This is a genomic window from Zoogloea sp. 1C4 (assembly GCF_009469605.1).
GTDB lineage: Bacteria > Pseudomonadota > Gammaproteobacteria > Burkholderiales > Rhodocyclaceae > Zoogloea > Zoogloea oryzae.
In genome coordinates this window covers 24,044-43,174 of sequence record NZ_SSXU01000021.1, presented here as the reverse complement: position 1 = coordinate 43,174, position 19,131 = coordinate 24,044, and the positions used below count along the sequence as shown (strand labels likewise).

Here is a 19,131-nt window from a genome sequence, read left to right as displayed (position 1 = left end):
GCAGGCTCCTGACGTTGGGGTTATTTGAGAAATTGGTCAATCTTGTTGACCAATTCCTTGTCGTCCGGCTTGGTGAAACTGGTGTACGCGACCACCTGGGTCGCATCCCGGTTGATGAGGTATTTGTGGAAGTTCCACTTGGGGCGGCTGCCGGTGATCTCGGCGAGCTTCAGATAGAAGGGGTTGGCGCCCTTGCCGCTGACCACCGTCTTGCTGGCCATCGGAAACTTCACCCCGTAGGTGAGCCGGCAGAAATCGGCGATCTCCTTGTCGTTGCCGGGCTCCTGCTCGCCAAAGTCGTTGGACGGGAACCCGACCACCACCAACCCCTTGTCCTTCAGGCGGGCGTAGAGCTTTTCGAGCCCGTCGTACTGGCTGGTGAAGCCGCAGTAGCTGGCGGTGTTCACCACCAGGATCACCTTGCCGGCGTACTGGCACAGGGGCATCGGCTTGCCGTCCTGGAGCGTGGTGAAGCTGTGGTCCAGCAGCGGCGGGCAGGCGGCGGATGCCACGCCGGGCGCAGCACCGGCCAGCACCACCGCCGCGAGCCAGGCAAAACCGCCAGATTGGATACGCATGTTCAGCCTCACTTTTTGTTTGTCCTAGACAAAATAGCTCTTTGTTCGTAAGATAGGGATCAGATTCCCATTTGTCAACGGTTTGTCTAACAATTGTTCAGGACAAATATGAACACCCTCAGCTTCAACATCGCCGCCGTGGAGCGCGACACCGGGCTATCCAAGGACGTCCTGCGCATGTGGGAGCGGCGCTACGGCTTTCCGACGCCACAACGGGACTGCAACGGCGAGCGGGTCTATCCGGCCGATCAGGTGGAGCGCCTGCGCCTCATCAAACGCCTGATGGATCAAGGGCATCGGCCCGGCAAGCTGATCGGCGCACCGGCCGACGAGCTCGCCAGCCTGGCCCCGCGCCGCCCGCGGCCGGTCGAATCCACCCCGCCGGCCGAGGCCGTCGAGCTGGACGAGCTGCTTGCCCTCATCAAGCAGCACAATTCCGCCGGCTATCAGCAGGCCATGCAGCAACGCCTCGCTCGCCAGGGATTGCAGCACTTTGTCCAGGACACCATCGCCCCGCTGACCGAAAAGGTAGGCGAAGCCTGGGAGAACGGCAGCTTCGAAGTCTTCGAGGAACACCTGTACACCGAGCTCACCAAGCGCCTGCTGCGCCAGGTGATCGCCACCCTGCCCACGGCCGGTCGCGGCCCGCGGGTGCTGCTGACCAGCGTGCCCGACGAGCCCCACGTGCTGGGTCTGCTGATGGCCGAATCGATGCTGGCCCTGGAGGGTGCCGACTGTGTGCCGCTGGGCACCCAGATGCCGCTGCTGGAGATCAGCCGCGCCGCCGAGGCCCACCGGGCCGACATCGTCGCCCTGTCGTTCTCGGTGGCATTTCCCCAGCGCCAGATCCCCGGCCTGCTCCAGCAACTGCGCCAGATGCTGCCGGCGAACATCGACCTGTGGGCCGGCGGTCGTGGCGTGGCCCGGGTGGCCCGTCAGGAGGGCGTGCAGCTCTTCGCCACCCTCGACGACGCCCTCGCCGCCCTTGCCGCGTGGCGCGCCGCCCGGGCCACTGCATCATGAAGCGCCTGCTGATCGCCGCCGCGCTGGCCGTCGCGGCGCCACTGGCGGCCGTGGCCGAAGATGCCGCCACCCCGCTCACCACCATCGAATCCCTCGACGTGCCCCGCTACATGGGGCGCTGGCACGAGATCGCCCGTTACCCCAACCGCTTCCAGAAGCAATGCGTCGGCGAATCCTCGGCCGATTACCAGCTGCAAGCCGACAACACCGTGCGGGTGACCAACCGCTGCCGGCTGGCTGACGGCAGCATGAACGAAGCGATCGGCGAGGCCCGGCAGCTCGGCGGGCCTACGTCACCCAAGCTGGAGGTGCGCTTTGCGCCGGCGTGGCTGTCCTTCCTGCCGCTGGTGTGGGGTGACTACTGGGTGGTGGAGATCGACGACGACTACCAGTGGGTGGTGGTCAGCGAGCCATCGCGGCGCTTCCTGTGGGTGCTCGCGCGCAAGCCGGCGCTCGATGCGCGCACGGAAGCCGGCATCCGCGCCCGGCTGATTGCGCAGGGTTTTGATCCGGACAGGCTGGTGAGTGGTCGGCAGGATGACGGCGGCTGACGGCGGCTGACGGCGCCGGCGGCCCTCAGCCGGGCCGCTCGGCGTCGGAGAGGGGATAGGCGTCGGCCACGTAGGCCGGGCCTTTCATCACCATCACGATGAAGGCCCCGATCCCCACGGTAAAGACCACCGTCCAATGCAGGACGATCAGGCTCACGCAGTAGATGTCCACCATCGCCAGGCCCGGCGCCATGTCGGTGAACAGTCGGGCAGCCAGCGGCGGCAGGGCCAGCAGCAGGGTGCCGATCAACAGGATGCGGGGAAGACGACGCAGCACCACGCGTTCGGCACCGGCGGGGGATGGCACTTGGCCGGGAAGCCGCTTGAACAGTCTGGACATGCTCGACCCCTTCAAAAGGCCACCCGGCCACGCCACTCAGGAGGAGAAAACCGTTTTGTCTTTGACACAAAACAGGCACAAACCCTAGCAAGGCTGAACCTGACTCAATTTTAGGCAATCCAGAATCATTTGTCCATGACAAAATAGGCGCCCGATTGCACATCACCCCGCCGTCCCACGCCTCGCCAGCCCGATCCGTGGCGTCGCGGTTGGCTCCGAGGGCCTTCAAGGCAGAAAATGTGTTTCACGGAAGGCACAAGGCGACCGGAGAGGCGGAGTAAACTGACGCCCGTTAGCCTTGTTAGCCTTGGGTAGGGAGATGTCATGATCAAGTGGGGGTACCGGACGATGTTCGTCCTGGCGCTCAGCTGCGCAGCCGGCGGCGCGTTTGCCCGCGGCCCGTGGCGGGCGAACGAGGGCAACACCCCCGGCTGGCCGCTGATGAGCCCGGCGGAACGCATCGAACATCAGGCCCGCGTGCGCGGCTTTCGCACCCACGACGACTGCCTGCGCCACCGGGAAGACCACCTGCGCCTGATCGCCCTGCGCGCCAGGGCCGCGGGGCGCGAGGTGGCGGGCGGGCCAGATTTCTGCGCCCACCTGCAAGCCCGAACCGACCAGCCGTAAGCCGCCCAGCAACATGAACGCACTGCACCGGCTCTCCCTGCCGCTGATCTCCGGGCTGCTGATCGCCCTTCCCGTCTACTGGGCCTACCCCGAAAATCTCACCCCCGGGCGCAATGTCGCGATCGTTGCAGGCTGGGTTGGCGTTGGCCTGATCCTTGCCGGCCTGCTGACAATGCTCCGCCCCCCACGGGTGACCGAATGGCTGGGCGGGCTGGAGCGGCTGTACCGCTGGCACAACGTGCTGGGCATCCTGGCCTATCTGGCGCTGCTGCTCCACCCCCTGGCGCTGGCCGCCGACAGCTGGGAAGAATCGCCGCAACAGGCATGGTCGGCGCTGGACCCGCTCCAGCAGGGCTGGCCCGGCTGGCTGGGCTGGGCGGCCCTGCTGGGGCTGATGGTGGGCGTCGGCGTGTCGCTGGCCCGGCGGCTGCCCTACGACATCTGGCGGGCGTCCCACTGGCTGCTCGGGCTGGCGGTGATGCTGGCGGTCGCCCACCTGGCGGCGCTGGGCCACACCCATCCCCTGCTGGGCCTGCCGATCCTGGCCCTCGCCTTCATGCTGTGGCAGGCCTTGCGCGGCGGCGGCCTGAACGCCCGCCCCTTCATCGTGGACCACGTCGCCCACCCGGCCGCCGACAGCGTGGACGTGCGCATCAAACCCCTCACCCTGCCGATCGAGGCCGACACCGGGCAGTTCGTGCTGGCCGCCTTTGGCGCCGGGCCAGACTTCAAGGGCTGCGGCGAATTCCACCCCTACCCCCTGACCGGCGTGCGCCTGGACGGGCAGATCTCGCTGGGCATCAAGGCGCTGGGCAGCTGCACCCGCCAGTTGCAGGCCCTCAACACCGGCGTGGCCGTGCGCATCCAGGGGCCTTTCGGCGATTTCGTCTCCCAGGACAACGTGCCGCCGGCCATCTGGCTGGCGGGCGGCGCCGGCATCGCGCCCTTCATCGCAAAGCTGCGCAAGGGCCGACTGCCGTCCCCCACGCGCCTGATCTACCTGTACCCCGACGACGCCGGCGCGGCCTGCCTTGACGAACTCGAAGAGCTGGCCAGCCACGACGCCGGCCTGCACCTCGAGACCCGGGAAACAGGCCCGAGGGCGCCGAACCTGAAAGCCATCCTGCCCCAGGCGTCCGATCTGACCGGCTGGCACTGCCACCTGTGCGCGCCTCCCGCCATGCTGCAGGCCGCCGTGGCGCTGCTGCGCGCCCGAGGAGTGCCCGACAGGCACATCCATTTCGAACCCTTCGATTTCAAATGATGCACAAGCTGTTCTATCTGGGCACGGTTGGCTTCTGGCTGGCGGTCGCGGCGATCTGGCAGGGCAGCGGAATGACACCGCCGCCAGCACCGGCGCCCGCCCCGGTGGCCGCCGCGCCGGTGGAAAAGCGCATCAGCCGTGCCGAAGTCGCCCGCCACAACAAGCCCGGCGACTGCTGGACGGTGATCAACGGCCAGGTGTACGACCTGAGCGGCTATGGCCAGAAGCACCCGTCGCGGCCCGTGGTGGCCATGCCGTCCTGCGGGCGCGATGCATCGCGGGACAACCGGACGAGGAGCAAGGGCCGCCCCCTCACGCCCGACGCCGACACCCTGCTGGCGGATTTCCGCATCGGCCCCCAGGGCGAGCCCTGACCCGCCCTCCCCTTCAGCGCCACATCGCCCGCATCCGCGCCGCCAGATCCACCGCCTTCTCCCGCGCCTGGGGATCGACATCGGCCGTCGGCGCCACGGGCGGCCAGCTGGTGCTCTCGAAACGATCCAGCAGCCGGTTGGGAATGAAGCGGGTTCGGCTGGCGTACACGTGGCGATCGCCCGTGGCGGCCTGCCCGCTCACGTAAAAACGCTGGGGCACGATCAGGTCGAGGTGATCCTTGGCGCGGGTCATCGCCACGTAGAGCAGACGCATCTCCTCCTCGATCTCCCGCTCGCTGCCGGTAGCGAGATCGGACGGGATGCAGCCATCCACCGTGTTCAGCACCGACACCGCCGGCCACTCGCGCCCCTTGGCGGAGTGGATGGTGGAGAGGATCAGGTAGTCCTCGTCGCGCAGCGGGGTGCCGGATTCGTCGCTGGTGGCGTCGGGCGGATCGAGGGTGAGTTCGGTGAGGAAGCGCTCGCGGCTCGGGTAGGTGGCGGCGATGCGCACGAGTTGCTGGATGTCGGCCTGACGCACGGCGGCGTCTTCGTACAGGCGGTCGAGCCCGGCCTCGTACCACTGGGCGAGGCGCTCCAGCGGCGCCGGCCAGGCGCCTGGGGTGTCGAGGGCTTCGACCATCCGGGCAAAGACTTCCCACTCGGCGCGGGCGGCTTCGGGCACCGGCTGCTCGGGCAGCAGCTGGCAGCCTGGCGGGGCGGCCTGGATGTTGTCGAGGATGCGCCCGGCCGTCTTCGGCCCGATGCCCGGCAGGAGCTGCACGGCGCGAAAGCCCGACACGCGATCCCGCGGGTTCTGCGCCCAGCGCAGGATGGCCAGCACGTCCTTCACGTGGGCGGCCTCGAGAAACTTCAGCCCGCCGAACTTCACGAAGGGGATGTTGCGCCGGGTGAGCTCGATCTCGAGCCGCACGCTGTGGTGGGCGGCGCGGAACAGCACCGCCTGGGCCTTGAGCTTGAGCCCCGCCTCGCGCCGGGCCAGCACCTGCTCGACCACGTAGGCGGCCTGGTCGGCCTCGTCGCGCACCGACACCAGCCGGGGCTTTTCGCCCGATGTGCGATCGCTCCACAGATCCTTGCTGAAACGCTCCTTCGCCTGGGCGATCACGCCGTTGGCGGCGGCCAGGACGGACTGGGTGGAGCGGTAGTTGCGATCCAGCGTGACGCGCCGGGCGGGCGGATCGAACTGATCGGGAAACTCGAGGATGTTGCGCACGGTGGCGCCCCGGAAGCTGTAGATCGACTGGGCATCGTCGCCCACCACCGTAAGGCCGCGGCCGTCGGGCTTCATGGCCTGCAGCAGCCCGGCCTGCAGACGGTTGGTGTCCTGGAACTCATCCACCAGGATGTGGCTGAAGCGCCCGCCCACTTCATCGGCCAGCTCGGGCACCGCCACCATCTGCGCCCAATAGAGCAGCAGATCGTCGTAGTCGAGCACCTGCTGGGCCTGCTTGGCCTCGACATAGGCGAGGAACAGGGGCTTGAGCTCGGTCTCCCATTCGGCGCACCACGGAAAGCTCGACTGCAGCACCTCGGCCAGGGGCGCCTGAGTGTTGACCGCCGCCGAATAGATGGCAAGGCAGGTGCCCTTGAGGGGGAAGCGCTTGTGCTTGGCCGAGCAGCCCAGCTCGTGGCGGACGAGGTTCATCAGGTCGCCGGAATCTTCCCGATCGTGGATGGTGAAGCCGGGGTCAAGCCCGATGCGCCCGGCGAACTCCCGCAGCAGGCGCGCGCCCACGCTGTGGAAGGTGCCGGCCCACGGAAAGCCGCCCTGGGCCAGCCGGGCATGGCGCGGTGAGACCTGCGCGGCGATGCGCTGGACACGGCGGATCATCTCGTCCGCCGCCCGGCGCGAGAAGGTGAGGAGCAGGATCTGCGCCGGATCGGCGCCCTGGGCGAGCAGATGGGCGACCCGGTGGGCCAGGGTGTTGGTCTTGCCCGAGCCCGCTCCGGCGATGATGAGCAGCGGCCCAGGCGAATCCTCGCCGGCGCCGTGGAGGGCGGCGGCACGCTGGGCGTCGTTGAGGCTGGCGAGGTAGGCGGGCAGCTCGGCCGTAGCGGCGTCGCTCATCGGGCGAGCTCCGGCTCGGGCGCACTGTTGGCGGCAGGCTCGGGCTCGGCGGCGTGGAGGCCGGCAGCGAGGGACACCAGCACGGCTTCGTCGCACACCGGGCAGACGCGGTAATAGGCGCCGGGGCCGGTGGCGAAATCCATCGATGCGGGATCGACCGGGCTATGGCAATGGGGGCAGATGAAGCGCGGCATGGTGAAACCTTTGAAACCCTCTTTAAGCTGTAATAATATACAGTCAATGCCGGATTTCAAGTTCTGCGTGCAGCCACCCGCGCAAATCCCGTCAGGGCGCGCCGCGAGCAGGTGGATCGTCGGTCCAGCCGGCAAACCAGTCGGTCAGCGGGCGGGTTTCGCCCAGGGCGGCGAGCCGGCGGTCCACGGCCTCGTGGTTGCCCCACACCACTCCGGCCAGTTCGCCAGCGGCTTCCTGCGCCTCGATGTCGCGGCAGTACAGGCCCTTGTCGCGCTCGATGTAGAAGCCGTAGGTGCGGCAGGCCACCGGGCGGCTGAGATACACCGGGCAGGCGCCGCTGGCCTCATCCAGCATCGGGCAGACCACCGGACGTACCGCGGCATCGGCCAGCGCGGCCACGCGGCGGCGGATCTCATCCAGCTGGGCGGCCGGCAGCGCGTCCAGCCCGTCCCGCAGCAGCGTCCACTCGCTGGCGGTGAGGCTGGGCACGCTGGCGAGGCGCCGGCAGCAGGTGTCGCAGCCCTTGGCGCACAGCCAGTCGGGTTGCCCGGCGCGGATCATTCCGACCCGCTGGTCGATGTCGTCGTGAAGCTGGATGAGTGCGGCGGTGGGGTGCACGGTTCGTCCTCGGGGCTGGCGCGGGCGGCGCCTTCGGTAGCGACGGGAAGATAACAGCGCGGGCCGCGGCGGGCCAGCGGGCGAAGCACCACCGCGGCATGCAGTCCGCCCCGCAGCGGCCGTAAACAACGGGCGCGGGCGTCGCCCGTGCGGTATGGAAAATCCCCTGCCGCGGAACCAATCGCCCCCTTAGCACTCACAGGCAGGGAGTGCTAACATCTGGGTGAAGGAGGTTGTTACTGATGTCCCATACCTTGTCGTTTCCCGTCCCGTCCGCGGTTGGCAGCCTGGATCAATACATCCAGAGCGTGAATCGCATCCCTCTGCTGACCGAGAAGGAAGAATCCGACCTCGCCCACAGCTTCCGGGAGAACGAGGATCTGGATGCGGCGCGCAAGCTGGTCATGTCCCACTTGCGGCTGGTGGTTGCCATTGCCCGGGGTTACCTCGGCTACGGCCTGCCCCACGCCGACCTCATCCAGGAAGGCAACGTCGGCCTGATGAAGGCCGTGAAGCGCTTCGACCCGGACCGCGGCGTGCGACTGGTTTCGTTCGCGATCCACTGGATCAAGGCCGAGATCCACGAATACATCGTCAAGAACTGGCGGCTGGTCAAGATCGCCACCACCAAGGCGCAGCGCAAGCTGTTCTTCAACCTGCGCGGCCTGAAGGCGAGCAGCAGCACCCTGCAGGGCGAGGAAGTCCGCTCCATCGCCGAGCAGCTGGGCGTCAAGCCCGAAGAAGTGCGCGAGATGGAAACCCGCCTGTCCGGTGGCGACGTGGCGCTCGAATCCGGCCCCGAAGACGAAGAGGAGCGCTTCGCGCCCATCGCCTACCTGGCCGACCCCCACGCCGAACCGTCCGAGGTGATCGCCCAGCGCGAATACGCCCGACTGCAGGATAGCGGGCTACACGAGGCCTTGGCCGCGCTGGATGACCGCAGCCGCACCATCGTCCAGCGCCGCTGGCTGGCCGAAGGCGACGCCGCCACCCTGCACGAGCTGGCCGCCGAATACGGCGTTTCCGCCGAGCGCATCCGCCAGATCGAAGCCAAGGCGATGCAGAAGATGCGCACCCAGCTGGTGGCGCTGGCCTGATCCAGGCAGGCAACAGCAAAAAGGGCGACCTCAGGGCCGCCCTTTTGTTTTGTGCCGCGCCCGGCAAGAGCCGGTATAGGCACAGATCGATCAGATTGAAAATCCGATAGGCACAGATTTCGGGTCGGGTTACTTGCCCGCCAGCAGCTTGCGGATGTCGCCAGCGACCACCTCGGGCTTTTCGCCATGCTTCACGTACAGACGCAGCCGGCCCTGGGGGTCGAAGACGTAGGTGCCGGTGGAGTGATCGACGGTGTAGGCCTTGCCGCTCGTGTCGCCCTGCTTCTGGTAGAAAACCTTGAAATCCTTGGCCACCGCGGCGGTGGTCGCTGCGTCGCCAAGCAGGCCGACGAAACGCGGGTCGAAGGCCGGCACGTACTGGGCCAGCAGCTCCTGTGTGTCGCGCTCCGGGTCGACAGTGATGAACAGCACCTGCACCTTGTCGGAATCCGGCCCGAGCTGGCGCATCACCTCGGCCATGTTCACCAGATTGGTGGGGCACACGTCGGGGCACTGGGTGTAGCCGAAGAAGATCGTCACCACCTTGCCCTTGTAGTCAGCCAGGGTGCGGACGGTGCCGGTGTGGTCGGTGAGCTTGAGGCTCTGGCCATACTGGGCGCCGGTGATGTCGGTGCTGGCAAAACCCGCGCCGGGCCCGCCATCCCCCTTCGGCGAGCAGGCCGCCAGCAGGCCAAGGGCCAGGCCCGTCACGATGGTGCGGCGCAACATCGAAATCATTTAAAACCCCTTTAAGTTTCAACTGCTTGCGCGTTTTTCAAGTGCACTGCAAAAACGATGCACGATGCTACACTGGCTCCAGAATTTGATCTGCGTCAAAAAGTCGCAGACAGGGCCTGGAGGAGACGCCATGGCTATAACAACAAGAGAGACGGCGGGCGCGCGTGAATGGATCGCGCGCCCGAACCGCTCACTCACCCCAGCAGTCCGCCGCGGCCTCATCGGCCTGATCCTGGCGGCGAGCATCCTCATCAGCCTCGGTTTCTGGCTGGCGGGCGCGTGGCTGGTGCTGCCCTTTGCCGGTCTTGAACTCCTTCTTCTCTTCGTCGCCCTGCGTGCCCTTGTGCGCCGCGATGCCTCGTTCGAATCGATCCGCCTCGAAGGCGACCGCCTGACCGTCACCCGCCATCTGCCGGGCTGCGAATCGCACCACAGCTTTCATGCCGGCTGGGCCCGGGTCAGCCTCGAAGGCGAGCGCCCCGACGATCCGCTGGTGTGCATCCGTTCCCACGGCAAGACCGCACGGGTCGGCGCACTGATGACACCCGACCAGCGCCAGATGCTGGCGATGGATCTCCGGCAGCGGCTGCAGCCCTGACATCATCCCACGACGAGAAGAGGTAGAGCCTTGACGACACTCAACCCCCGCATCCGCCTCACTCAGTCAGCCCCACGCATCCCCGGCCTGCTTGCCGGACTGGGCGCCCTCCTCGCCACCGGCCCTGCCCTCGCCGACTTCAGCTGGAACTTCCCCACCCCGGTCACCCCCATCGCCCGGGACACCCTGAACATCCACAACGAGTTCATGGTGATCATCACGGTGCTCTTCGTGGTGGTATTTGCGATCATGGTCTATTCGATGGTCAGGCACCGCAAGAGCGTCGGCGCAGAGCCCGCCCGCTTCACCGGCCCCACCGGCGCGCTGCAGTGGTTCTGGGTGCTGGTGCCCTTCGGCATCCTGCTGTTCATCGACTTCGTGCTGATGGGCATCCCCGCCTTCCACGCAGTGATCGAGATGGAAGACACCCGCACCAAGGCCGACATGGTGGTGAAGGTGACCGGGATGCAGTGGAAATGGCAGTACGAATACCCGGATTCGGGCATCCGCTTCATCAGCACCATGTCCACCCCGCGGGAGCAGATCGAGGGCAAGGAAGCCAAGGGCGAGCACTACCTGCTCGAAGTGGATAACCCGATGGTGCTGCCGGTGGGCAAGAAGGTGCGCATCCTGCTCACCTCCACCGACGTGATCCACACCTGGTGGGTGCCGCAGTTCGGCGTAAAGCGCGACGCCATCCCCGGCTTCCTGCGCGAGACCTGGGTGCGCATCGAGGAGCCCGGCATCTACCGCGGCCAGTGCGCCGAGCTGTGCGGCAAGGACCACGGCTTCATGCCGGTGGTGGTGCACGCCGTGCCCGAAGCCGAATACGCCGCGTGGGTCGACAAGAAGAAGGGCGAGCTCGCCGCCGCAGCCGCCGGCAGCGACAAGACCTGGACCAAGGACGAGCTCATCGCCCACGGCAAGGACGCCTACGAGAAGCAATGCGCCGCCTGCCACCAGCCCGACGGCAAGGGCGTGCCGCCGGCCTTCCCGGCGCTGGCCGGCAGCAAGATCGTCAATGGCCCGCTGCTCTCGCCGGAGGGCAAGCTGATCCCCGACAGCCACGTGGACCGGGTGATGAACGGCAAGGCCGGCACCGCGATGCAGGCGTTCAAGACCACCCTGTCGGACACCGACATCGCCGCCATCGTCACCTATGAGCGCAACGCCTTCGGCAACGCCAGGGGCGACATGATCCAGCCCGCCCAGATCAAGGCCCTTCGGTAAGGAGTCCGCACGATGAACACCGCCACCCACGCCCTCGATCACCACGACGGCCACGGTCATCAGCCCACCGGGCTCATGCGCTGGCTCACCACCACCAACCACAAGGACATCGGCACGATGTACCTGACCTTCTCGCTGCTGATGTTCTTCGTCGGCGGCGCGATGATCCTGGCGGTGCGGGCCGAACTCTTCCAGCCCGGCCTGCAGCTGATGAAGCCCGAGTTCTTCAACCAGCTGATCGGCGTGCATGCGCTGGTGATGATCTTCGCGGCGCTGATGCCGGCCGCCACCGGCTTTGCCAACTGGATGATCCCGCTGATGATCGGCGCCCCCGACATGGCCCTGCCGCGGCTCAACAACTGGGGCTTCTGGCTGCTGCCGCCGGCCGCCATGCTGCTCACCATGCCCTTCATCCTGGCGATCTTCGGCATCGGCGACGGCGCCGTGGACACCGGCTGGACGCTCTACGCGCCGCTGTCGGTGCAGGGCGGCATCGGGGTGGATTTCGCGATCTTCTCGATCCACATCCTGGGCATCAGCTCGATCATGGGCTCGATCAACATCATCGCCACCATCCTCAACATGCGCGCCCCGGGCATGACGCTGATGAAGATGCCGCTCTTCTGCTGGGGCTGGCTGGTGACCGCGGTGCTGCTCATCATCACCCTGCCGGTGCTCGCCGGCGGCGTGACGATGCTGCTCACCGACCGCCACTTCGGCACCCACTTCTTCGACGCGGCGGGCGGCGGCGACCCGATCCTGTTCCAGCACCTGTTCTGGTTCTTCGGCCACCCGGAGGTCTACATCCTGCTGCTGCCGGTGTGGGGGCTGATGCCCCACGTGCTGTCCACCTTCTCCCGCAAGCCGATCTACGGCCACACCGCCCAGGTCTATGGCTTCATCGCCATCGGCGTGCTGGGGCTCATCGTGTGGGCTCACCACTTCATGACCGCCGGGCTGCCGGTGCCGGCGCTGCTGTACTTCATGTACAGCACGATGGCCATCTCCCTGCCCCTGGCGGTGCTGTTCTTCTGCTGGATCGCCACCATGTGGCGCGGTGCGATGAGCTTCGAGACGCCGATGCTGTTCGCCATCGGCTTCATCGTGCTGTTCGGCATCGCCGGGCTCACCGGGCTGGTGCTGGCCGACGTGGCCGCCGACGCCCAGTATCACCACAGCTACTTCGTGGTCGCCCACTTCCATTACGCGCTCTTCGCCGGCGGGATCATGGGCGTGATGACCGGCGTGTACTACTGGCTGCCCAAATGGACCGGCCACATGTACAGCGAGCGGCTCGGCAAGCTGCACTTCTGGCTCACCGTCATCAGCTTCAACTTCACCTTCATGCCGCAGTTCTTCCTGGGCCTCGCCGGCATGCCCCGGCGCATCCCCGACTACGCCCTGCAGTTCGCCGAGTTCAACGCCATCTCGACGGTGGGCGCCTTCGTGCTGGGGCTGTCCCAGTTGCTGTTCGCCTGGAACGTGTGGCGCTGCGTGCGCGGCGGTCAGCGGGCCAGCGACAAGGTATGGGAAGGCACCAGCGGCCTCGAGTGGGAGCTCAGCTCGCCGCCGCCCCACCACTCGTGGGATGTCCAGCCGGTCATCAAGTGAGAAAGGAAGACGCCATGCACCTCACCGAATTCGACCTCGCCCAGCGCCGCAAGTCGTCCGCGCGCTTTGCGTGGGCCCTTGGCGCCGTGGCGCTGGGGCTCTACATCGTGGGCTTCTTCATCCAGCGCTAGGCCATGCGCGAAGCCACCCTGCCCCCACCCCGCAGCCACGGCCGGCTCGTCAGCCGGCTGGTGCTGCTAGCGGCGGCGTGCTTTGCCTTCGGCTTTGCGCTGGTGCCGCTCTACGACACCCTGTGCCGGGTCGTGGGCTTCAACGGCAAGACGCTGAAGGACGCCATCGCCGCCGGCGACGTGGCCCCCGGCGGGCTGGACGCCAGCCGCAAGCTGGGCGTGCAGTTCACCACCACCCTGATGCCCGGCCTGCCGTGGGAGATCCGCCCGCTGGAGCCGTCCATCGAACTCCACCCGGGCGAACTGCGCACCACCCGCTTCCTGGTGCGCAACCTCTCCGACAAACCCATCGTCGGCCAGGCCGTACCCAGCGTGTCGCCCACCGTGGCGGCAAAGCACTTCAAGAAGCTCGACTGCTTCTGCTTCACCCAGCAGACCCTCGCCCCTGGCGAATCCCGCGAGATGGCCCTGACCTTCATCGTCGACCGGGAGATCGGCCCCGAGATCAGCGAGCTCACCCTCGCCTACGCCTTCTTCCCGGCCCCAACCCCACCCTCAGGGAGCACCCAGTGAACGCATCCCACGCCCGATCTGCCGCGCCCCACGCCGGCCACTACTACGTGCCGCAACCCAGCCTGTACCCCTTCATCCTGTCGGGGGGGATGTTCCTGCTGGCGCTGGGTTTCATCCTTCTGATGAACCACTTCGCGCCCGGGCCGTGGGTGATGGCGACGGGCGCGGCGGTCATCATCGCGGTGCTGTTCAAGTGGTTTGGCGCGGTGATCGCCGAGAACCAACGCGGGGCCTACACCGACTGGGAAGACCAATCCTTCCGTCAGGGCATGGTGTGGTTCATCGGCTCGGAGGTGATGTTCTTCGCGGCCTTCTTCGGCGCGCTGTTCTACTGCCGCAACATCTCGGTGCCGGCGCTGGCGGGCATGGACCCGGCCTTCACCCTGTACAAGGATTTCACCGCCGCCTGGCCCTCGGCCGGCCCCAAGGGCGCCAGCTTCACGCCGATGGGCGCCTGGGGCATTCCGGCGATCAACACCGCGCTGCTGCTCACCTCCGGCGCCACCCTCACCTGGGCCCACTGGGGGCTGATGCAGGGCAAGCGCGCGCAGCTCAACGCCGGGCTCATCCTCACGGTGCTGCTGGGGGTGATCTTCCTGGGTTTCCAGGCCTACGAATACCACCACGCCTACACCGAGCTGGGCCTGACCATGGGCGCCGGCGTGTATGGCGCCACCTTCTTCATGCTCACCGGCTTCCACGGCTTCCACGTCACGCTGGGCGCCATCATGCTGGCCGTGGTGGCCGGGCGCTGCCTGTCGGGGCATTTCGACGCCAAACGCCACTTCGCCTTCGAGGCGGTGGCCTGGTACTGGCACTTCGTCGATGTGGTGTGGCTGCTGCTGTTCGTCGTCGTCTACTGGCTGTAAGGCCCGAAGCGATAGCTGAGCAGCAAGGCCACAAAGAGGAGCAGGGAGAGGGAGATGCGCAAGGTCAGCGCCCGCACAACCCGGTCGCCCGCCCCCTTGTCTCGATAGAGGAAGAACAAGCCCGAAAAGAGGCTGCCAATCACCAGCAACAGCATGAGCACCACGGCAAACTTGAACAGCACGGCTCGCTCCCCCAACTTCGTCGCCCGATTCTGCGCCGTCACCCGGACGGCCACAAGCGGGCGGCGCTTCCGCCCGTCCTGGTGGGGCGGCGCCGTGGCCCTGGCGGTGGCGACGGGCTGCATCCAGCTCGGCAACTGGCAGCACGCCAAGGCCGACCGCAAGCTCGCCGCCCAGCACCTGCTCGACAGCCGGGGCGGCGACGCGCCGGTGAGCATCGGCGCAGCCCCGGTCGATGCTGACGCCCTGCGCTCGCGGCCGGTGACGGTACGCGGGCATTTCGAGACCGACCGCCAGTTCCTCGTCGATAACCGCATCCACCGGGAGCAGGCCGGCTACCACGTGCTCACGCCGCTGCGCATCGACGGCAGCGACATGCGGGTGCTGGTCAATCGTGGCTGGATTCCCGCCAACGCCCGCCACGACGACATCCCGCAGGTCGCCACGCCGGCCGGGCCGGTGACGCTCTCCGGCACCGCAGTCGTGCCCGGAACGCGCTTCTTCACCCTGGGCGACGCCCCGCAGGCCGGCTGGCAGCCCGTGTGGCAGAACCTCGACCTGGCCCGCTTCGCCGGCAGCGCGCCCTACCCGCTGCAGCCGGTGGTGGTGCAGCTCGCCCCGGATGCCCCGGCCGGCTTCGTACGCGACTGGCCGCGCCCCGACGAGCGCTTCGAGCGCCATCTCTCCTACGCCCTGCAGTGGTACGGCTTTGCCGCCTCGGCGGTGCTGATCTGGTTCGCCCTCGGCTGGAGGCGGCCATGAGCGCAGGAAGCCCCACCATGCCCGCCTCACCCTTCGCCCGCTACCGCCCGCTGCTGCTGGTGGTGGCGCTCCTGATCCTGCCCTTCGCCATCGGCGGCGGGCTCTACGCCTGGGGCTGGCGGCCGGCCAAGGCGACGAGCCATGGCGAGCTCCTCACCCCGCCGCGCCCGGTTCCGCCCCTCGCCGACACCGCCGGCAAGCCCGTGGCCAAGGCCGACTTCGACGGCCACTGGACGCTCGTCGTCGCCGGCAGCGGCCCCTGCGAGGCGGCTTGCCGGCAGTGGATCACCATCACCCGCCAGGTACACGTGGCCCTCTACAAACAGATGCCGCGGGTGCAGCGCGCCTGGGTCACCGACCAGCCCGGCGCCGACCCCGCCCCGCTCCTCGCCATCCAGCCCGATCTGCACCCGCTCGTCGCCACCGGCACCGACGCCGCCGACGCCTTCGACCTGACCACCGCCGGCCACCGGGTTTTCGTGGTCGATCCGCTGGGCCAGATCATCCTGCGCTACGCCCCCGACGCCGACCCGAAGGACATCCTCAAAGACATGGACCGCCTGCTCCGCTACGCCTGGGCCGGCTGACCAGACCACACGCACGCCACCGGAGAGACCACGATGCCTACGACCCTCCGCACCACCGCCCTCGCCACGCCCCTGCGCCTGCGTCTGGCCGCCTTTGCCACCCAGTGCAAGCCGCGGGTGAACAGCCTGATCGTATTCACCGCGATGATCGGAATGTTCCTTGCCGTACCCGGCTGGCCACCGGCCGGGCTGATGGTTGCGGCGACCGTCGGCATCGCCCTCGTGGCCGGCGCGGCAGCGGCGATCAACTGCCTGGTGGAACGCACCATCGACGCCCGCATGGCGCGCACCCGCGGCCGGCCGCTGCCACTGGGCATCATCACCCCCGCCGAGACGCTCACCCTCGCCTGCCTCACCGGCGGCGCCGGGCTGTGGCTGCTCCACGTGGCGGTCAATCCGCTCACCATGTGGCTCACCCTCGCCACCTTCCTCGGCTACGCCATCGTCTACACGCTGATCCTCAAGCCCGCCACGCCCATGAACATCGTGATCGGCGGCGCCTCCGGGGCGATGCCGCCGGTGCTCGGCTGGGCCGCGATGACCGACTCCATCGGCCTGCCGGCGCTGGCCCTGTTCCTCATCATCTTCCTGTGGACGCCGCCGCACTTCTGGGCGCTGGCCTGCTACCGCCGCGAGGAATACGCCCGCGCCGGCCTGCCGATGCTGCCGGTGAGCCACGGCGTGCCGCTCACCTGCCTGCACATCCTGCTGTACACCGTGCTGCTGGCGGCGGTCTCGTACCTGCCCGCCACCCTCGGCCTCTCGGGCGGCATCTACGTGGCACTGGTGAGCGTGCTCAACCTGGGCTACCTGCGCGAAGCCTGGGTGCTGTGGCGGCATTACTCCGACGCCCGCGCCCGCCACGCCTTCCGCTACTCGCTGATCTACCTCACCGGGCTGTTTGCGGCGCTCTTCCTGGATCGGTTGCTGTGAGCAGAAGCTACCGCCTCCTCGCCAGCCTCGCGCTGGTACTCGCGCTGGTCGTCGTATCGATGGGCGCCTGGGTACGCCTGTCCGACGCCGGCCTTGGCTGCCCCGACTGGCCCGGCTGCTACGGCCAGCTGATCGGCGTGCCCGAAGCGGCCCACGAAGTCACCCGCGCCGAGGCCGCCTTCGGCAAGCCGGTGGAGGCGCCCAAGGCCTGGAAGGAGATGATCCACCGCTACGCCGCCGGCACGCTGGGGCTGTGCATCCTCGGCCTTGCAGTGCTTGCGTGGCGCCAGCGGGCCCGGCGCGGACCGTGGCTGGAGGTGGCGCTGCTGGCGGTGGTGATCGGCCAGGCGCTGCTCGGCATGCTCACGGTGACGAAGCTCCTCAAGCCGGTGATCGTCACCAGCCACCTTCTGGGCGGCATGACCACGCTCGCCCTCCTCGCCCTGCTGTGGCTGCGCGAGCATCGCCCGGCACGGCCCGCCGCCTCCGCCGGCCTGCGCCTGCTGGCCGCTGGCGCGCTGCTGGCGGTGCTCACGCAGATCGCCCTGGGCGGCTGGGTGAGCAGCAACTACGCCGCCGCCATCTGCGCGGATTTCCCAACCTGCCAGGGCAACTGGTGGCCCGAGATGGACACCCACCACGCCTTCACGCTCGATCGCGAGCTGGGCGCCACCGCCTCCGGCGCGCTGCTGCCCGGCGCGGCCCTCACCGCCATCCACTTCACCCACCGGCTGTTCGCCGGCGTGGTGCTGATCGTCGTCGGCGGCCTGGGCGTGCTGCTGTGTCGCCAGCCGCTGCTACGCCGGCACGGCATGGCGCTGCTGGCGGCGCTGGCGCTGCAGATCAGCCTCGGCATCGCCAACGTGCTGCTGCAGCTCCCGCTGCCGCTGGCCGTCGCCCACAACACCGGCGCGGCGCTGCTGCTATGCGCCACCCTGGCCGCCGTGGCCCGGGTGTTCGAGCGAGAAAAAGCCCGCGGCCGGGTGCCAGCGGCGGGCTTTCCGAGGCGTTTCGAGGTAGTGCGCTAGAGCATCACCGTCTGTCCAAGTGGCTTTCCGAGGTCACAGGGCGCACCGCAAGAGAGGAAGCCGCTGACGAAGCCGCACAGCGGGCACAGGCTGCGCGTTACGCGGAAGAGGTCCGAAGGCTGGAAAAGAAGCAGCGCCACGAGCTGGAACAGCTTGATGAGACATGGCACAAGACAGAGCGGCAGCGCATTGCCGCCGAGATCAAGGAAGAGGAACTGCAAAAGCCGCGTGGGCCTGTGAACACGTTTGAGCAGGTGAAGCAGCCCGAGCGCGCAGCGCGACGACTGGATTCAGGTCGTCCTTCTGGGGGCGAGAGCGTGGAAGGGAAAGGTAGTCGTGATATTGATATTCATCGACCTAAACGGGATGCAATGTAATCTTTGATTGGCTGAGCCAACACCGCTTTACAGGCAAAAACAAAGGATGTGCGCGGCTGACCTGTGGCAGCGTCCACCACAACAGCACCTGTCGCGGGGTCGATTATCGGTTTACCCACTTTACGCGGAATTGATGACCCAGAAGTTGGCGCAACAGGCAAGCCGTTATAACCAACACCGCCATACGATACCACTTGGCCCTTTACCTCAATACAATATCTGAAGGCAACCATCTGGCCTCCCCATTCAAAACCTGTAGAGGAGCTGGCCAAGACATCATCTGGCGCACGCGCGGCAAATGTGGTGACTACGCCTTCTGGGCTGATAGGGTTCAGGTGGGTATAAACAATGGGGTCGGATGCCTTTTGAGGCTTTTGCAACAGCTCGGTAAAAGTGCGCGCGGCATCTGTGATGGGCTGATCAAAATCAGCCGCAACCCTGAATGTCGAATTCAAGAAATCTCGCATTCCAGCGTCTTCTACAGCAGGCAAAGTAGCTAAATCTGTAAATCGCTTCACAAACGAACGCGCAGCGGAGCCGACAACACGACGGTCTGTAAAATCTTTATAGTGCGGGGCAACCATCAGGTCATCACCCGACAGGGCTGGCATGGCAGGCACCATGGCCCCAACAGCGGCAGACGCAAGAAGAATTTGACGGAATGTCATCACAAAACCTCCAATAGCGGGGGTCGAGGGGGCAGCGATTGAGCCCCCGCCTTTCAGCCGCAACTTCTTATTTCCAGATTCTGTATC

Annotated in this window: 24 protein-coding genes; 15 read left to right on the top strand and 9 right to left on the bottom strand. The window is 67.3% G+C overall.

What is annotated here, in order from left to right:
- Nucleotides 1-20: 20 nt before the first annotated feature.
- Entirely contained in the window at nt 21-578 is a 558-nt protein-coding gene (locus GH681_RS18945; protein ID WP_153163103.1) for a glutathione peroxidase, read from the bottom strand.
- Nucleotides 579-686: 108 nt separating this feature from the next.
- Here GH681_RS18945 and GH681_RS18940 point away from each other — a divergent pair, with 108 nt between their 5' ends.
- Complete coding sequence (locus GH681_RS18940) at nt 687-1,601, top strand: MerR family transcriptional regulator (RefSeq protein WP_153163102.1); 915 nt, start codon at nt 687-689, stop codon at nt 1,599-1,601.
- Nucleotides 1,598-2,152 carry a lipocalin family protein gene (locus GH681_RS18935; protein WP_153163101.1) on the top strand — a complete coding sequence of 185 codons (555 nt, stop codon included), beginning with the start codon at nt 1,598-1,600 and terminating at the stop codon, nt 2,150-2,152. Before GH681_RS18940 ends, GH681_RS18935 begins: the two co-directional genes overlap by 4 nt.
- Before the next feature lie 25 nt (nt 2,153-2,177).
- Here GH681_RS18935 and GH681_RS18930 read toward each other — a convergent pair whose 3' ends face one another.
- Nucleotides 2,178-2,492 (bottom strand): hypothetical protein, encoded by a 315-nt coding sequence (locus GH681_RS18930; RefSeq protein ID WP_153163100.1) that lies wholly within the window; start codon nt 2,490-2,492, stop codon nt 2,178-2,180.
- Between the two features lie 324 nt (nt 2,493-2,816).
- Here GH681_RS18930 and GH681_RS18925 point away from each other — a divergent pair, with 324 nt between their 5' ends.
- Genes GH681_RS18925 through GH681_RS18915 form a run of 3 tightly spaced genes read left to right on the top strand, consistent with a single transcriptional unit; the run spans nt 2,817 to nt 4,757 of the window.
- The gene (locus GH681_RS18925; RefSeq protein WP_153163099.1) at nt 2,817-3,119 is read left to right on the top strand and encodes a hypothetical protein; all 303 of its coding nucleotides are present in this window, start codon (nt 2,817-2,819) and stop codon (nt 3,117-3,119) included.
- 13 nt (nt 3,120-3,132) lie between these two features.
- Nucleotides 3,133-4,383 carry a ferredoxin reductase family protein gene (locus GH681_RS18920; RefSeq protein ID WP_153163098.1) on the top strand — a complete coding sequence of 417 codons (1,251 nt, stop codon included), beginning with the start codon at nt 3,133-3,135 and terminating at the stop codon, nt 4,381-4,383.
- Nucleotides 4,380-4,757 (top strand): cytochrome b5-like heme/steroid binding domain-containing protein, encoded by a 378-nt coding sequence (locus GH681_RS18915; RefSeq protein ID WP_153163097.1) that lies wholly within the window; start codon nt 4,380-4,382, stop codon nt 4,755-4,757. The genes GH681_RS18920 and GH681_RS18915 overlap by 4 nt, the downstream gene beginning before the upstream one ends.
- Nucleotides 4,758-4,770: 13 nt before the next feature.
- Here GH681_RS18915 and GH681_RS18910 read toward each other — a convergent pair whose 3' ends face one another.
- From GH681_RS18910 to GH681_RS18900, 3 genes are all read right to left on the bottom strand, one after another.
- On the bottom strand, nt 4,771-6,849 hold the full coding sequence (locus GH681_RS18910) for an ATP-dependent helicase (RefSeq protein ID WP_153163096.1): 2,079 nt from the start codon (nt 6,847-6,849) through the stop codon (nt 4,771-4,773).
- A complete protein-coding gene (locus GH681_RS18905) occupies nt 6,846-7,043 on the bottom strand; it encodes a hypothetical protein (protein WP_153163095.1) in 198 nt (65 codons plus the stop codon). The genes GH681_RS18910 and GH681_RS18905 overlap by 4 nt, the downstream gene beginning before the upstream one ends.
- A 91-nt stretch (nt 7,044-7,134) precedes the next feature.
- Nucleotides 7,135-7,662 carry a YkgJ family cysteine cluster protein gene (locus GH681_RS18900; protein ID WP_228111987.1) on the bottom strand — a complete coding sequence of 176 codons (528 nt, stop codon included), beginning with the start codon at nt 7,660-7,662 and terminating at the stop codon, nt 7,135-7,137.
- A 242-nt stretch (nt 7,663-7,904) separates the two neighbouring features.
- On the opposite strand from GH681_RS18900, the gene rpoH reads away from it, so the two are divergent.
- On the top strand, nt 7,905-8,759 hold the full coding sequence (gene rpoH, locus GH681_RS18895; RefSeq protein ID WP_153163094.1) for an RNA polymerase sigma factor RpoH: 855 nt from the start codon (nt 7,905-7,907) through the stop codon (nt 8,757-8,759).
- Nucleotides 8,760-8,888: 129 nt separating this feature from the next.
- On the opposite strand, the gene GH681_RS18890 is transcribed toward rpoH, so the two are convergent.
- Nucleotides 8,889-9,488: an SCO family protein gene (locus GH681_RS18890; protein ID WP_153163129.1), complete on the bottom strand. Its 600-nt coding sequence runs from the start codon at nt 9,486-9,488 to the stop codon at nt 8,889-8,891.
- Between the two features lie 139 nt (nt 9,489-9,627).
- On the opposite strand from GH681_RS18890, the gene GH681_RS18885 reads away from it, so the two are divergent.
- From GH681_RS18885 to GH681_RS18865, 5 genes are all read left to right on the top strand, one after another.
- Complete coding sequence (locus GH681_RS18885) at nt 9,628-10,095, top strand: DUF2244 domain-containing protein (protein ID WP_194271276.1); 468 nt, start codon at nt 9,628-9,630, stop codon at nt 10,093-10,095.
- Between the two features lie 30 nt (nt 10,096-10,125).
- Nucleotides 10,126-11,325, top strand: a complete 1,200-nt coding sequence (gene coxB, locus GH681_RS18880) for a cytochrome c oxidase subunit II (protein WP_228111986.1) — start codon at nt 10,126-10,128, stop codon at nt 11,323-11,325.
- A 12-nt stretch (nt 11,326-11,337) separates the two neighbouring features.
- Entirely contained in the window at nt 11,338-12,936 is a 1,599-nt protein-coding gene (ctaD, locus tag GH681_RS18875; RefSeq protein WP_153163092.1) for a cytochrome c oxidase subunit I, read from the top strand.
- A 134-nt stretch (nt 12,937-13,070) separates the two neighbouring features.
- On the top strand, nt 13,071-13,640 hold the full coding sequence (locus GH681_RS18870; RefSeq protein ID WP_153163091.1) for a cytochrome c oxidase assembly protein: 570 nt from the start codon (nt 13,071-13,073) through the stop codon (nt 13,638-13,640).
- Complete coding sequence (locus tag GH681_RS18865) at nt 13,637-14,509, top strand: cytochrome c oxidase subunit 3 (protein ID WP_153163090.1); 873 nt, start codon at nt 13,637-13,639, stop codon at nt 14,507-14,509. The genes GH681_RS18870 and GH681_RS18865 overlap by 4 nt, the downstream gene beginning before the upstream one ends.
- On the opposite strand, the gene GH681_RS23380 is transcribed toward GH681_RS18865, so the two are convergent.
- The gene (locus GH681_RS23380; RefSeq protein ID WP_194271277.1) at nt 14,497-14,691 is read right to left on the bottom strand and encodes a twin transmembrane helix small protein; all 195 of its coding nucleotides are present in this window, start codon (nt 14,689-14,691) and stop codon (nt 14,497-14,499) included. The genes GH681_RS18865 and GH681_RS23380 overlap by 13 nt on opposite strands.
- Between GH681_RS23380 and GH681_RS18855 the strand changes: the two genes are divergently transcribed.
- Genes GH681_RS18855 through GH681_RS18840 form a run of 4 tightly spaced genes read left to right on the top strand, consistent with a single transcriptional unit; the run spans nt 14,681 to nt 17,999 of the window.
- Nucleotides 14,681-15,451: an SURF1 family protein gene (locus tag GH681_RS18855; RefSeq protein WP_228111985.1), complete on the top strand. Its 771-nt coding sequence runs from the start codon at nt 14,681-14,683 to the stop codon at nt 15,449-15,451. The genes GH681_RS23380 and GH681_RS18855 overlap by 11 nt on opposite strands.
- The gene (locus GH681_RS18850) at nt 15,448-16,038 is read left to right on the top strand and encodes an SCO family protein (RefSeq protein WP_153163087.1); all 591 of its coding nucleotides are present in this window, start codon (nt 15,448-15,450) and stop codon (nt 16,036-16,038) included. The genes GH681_RS18855 and GH681_RS18850 overlap by 4 nt, the downstream gene beginning before the upstream one ends.
- Nucleotides 16,039-16,071: 33 nt before the next feature.
- Nucleotides 16,072-16,971 carry a heme o synthase gene (cyoE, locus tag GH681_RS18845; RefSeq protein WP_153163086.1) on the top strand — a complete coding sequence of 300 codons (900 nt, stop codon included), beginning with the start codon at nt 16,072-16,074 and terminating at the stop codon, nt 16,969-16,971.
- On the top strand, nt 16,968-17,999 hold the full coding sequence (locus GH681_RS18840; RefSeq protein WP_228111984.1) for a heme A synthase: 1,032 nt from the start codon (nt 16,968-16,970) through the stop codon (nt 17,997-17,999). Before cyoE ends, GH681_RS18840 begins: the two co-directional genes overlap by 4 nt.
- Here the strand turns inward: GH681_RS18840 and GH681_RS18835 are convergent.
- Together GH681_RS18835 and GH681_RS18830 are read right to left on the bottom strand one after the other, a co-directional pair.
- The gene (locus GH681_RS18835; protein WP_153163085.1) at nt 17,996-18,220 is read right to left on the bottom strand and encodes a hypothetical protein; all 225 of its coding nucleotides are present in this window, start codon (nt 18,218-18,220) and stop codon (nt 17,996-17,998) included. The genes GH681_RS18840 and GH681_RS18835 overlap by 4 nt on opposite strands.
- Before the next feature lie 128 nt (nt 18,221-18,348).
- Nucleotides 18,349-19,044: a hypothetical protein gene (locus GH681_RS18830; RefSeq protein WP_153163084.1), complete on the bottom strand. Its 696-nt coding sequence runs from the start codon at nt 19,042-19,044 to the stop codon at nt 18,349-18,351.
- Nucleotides 19,045-19,131: the final 87 nt, after the last annotated feature.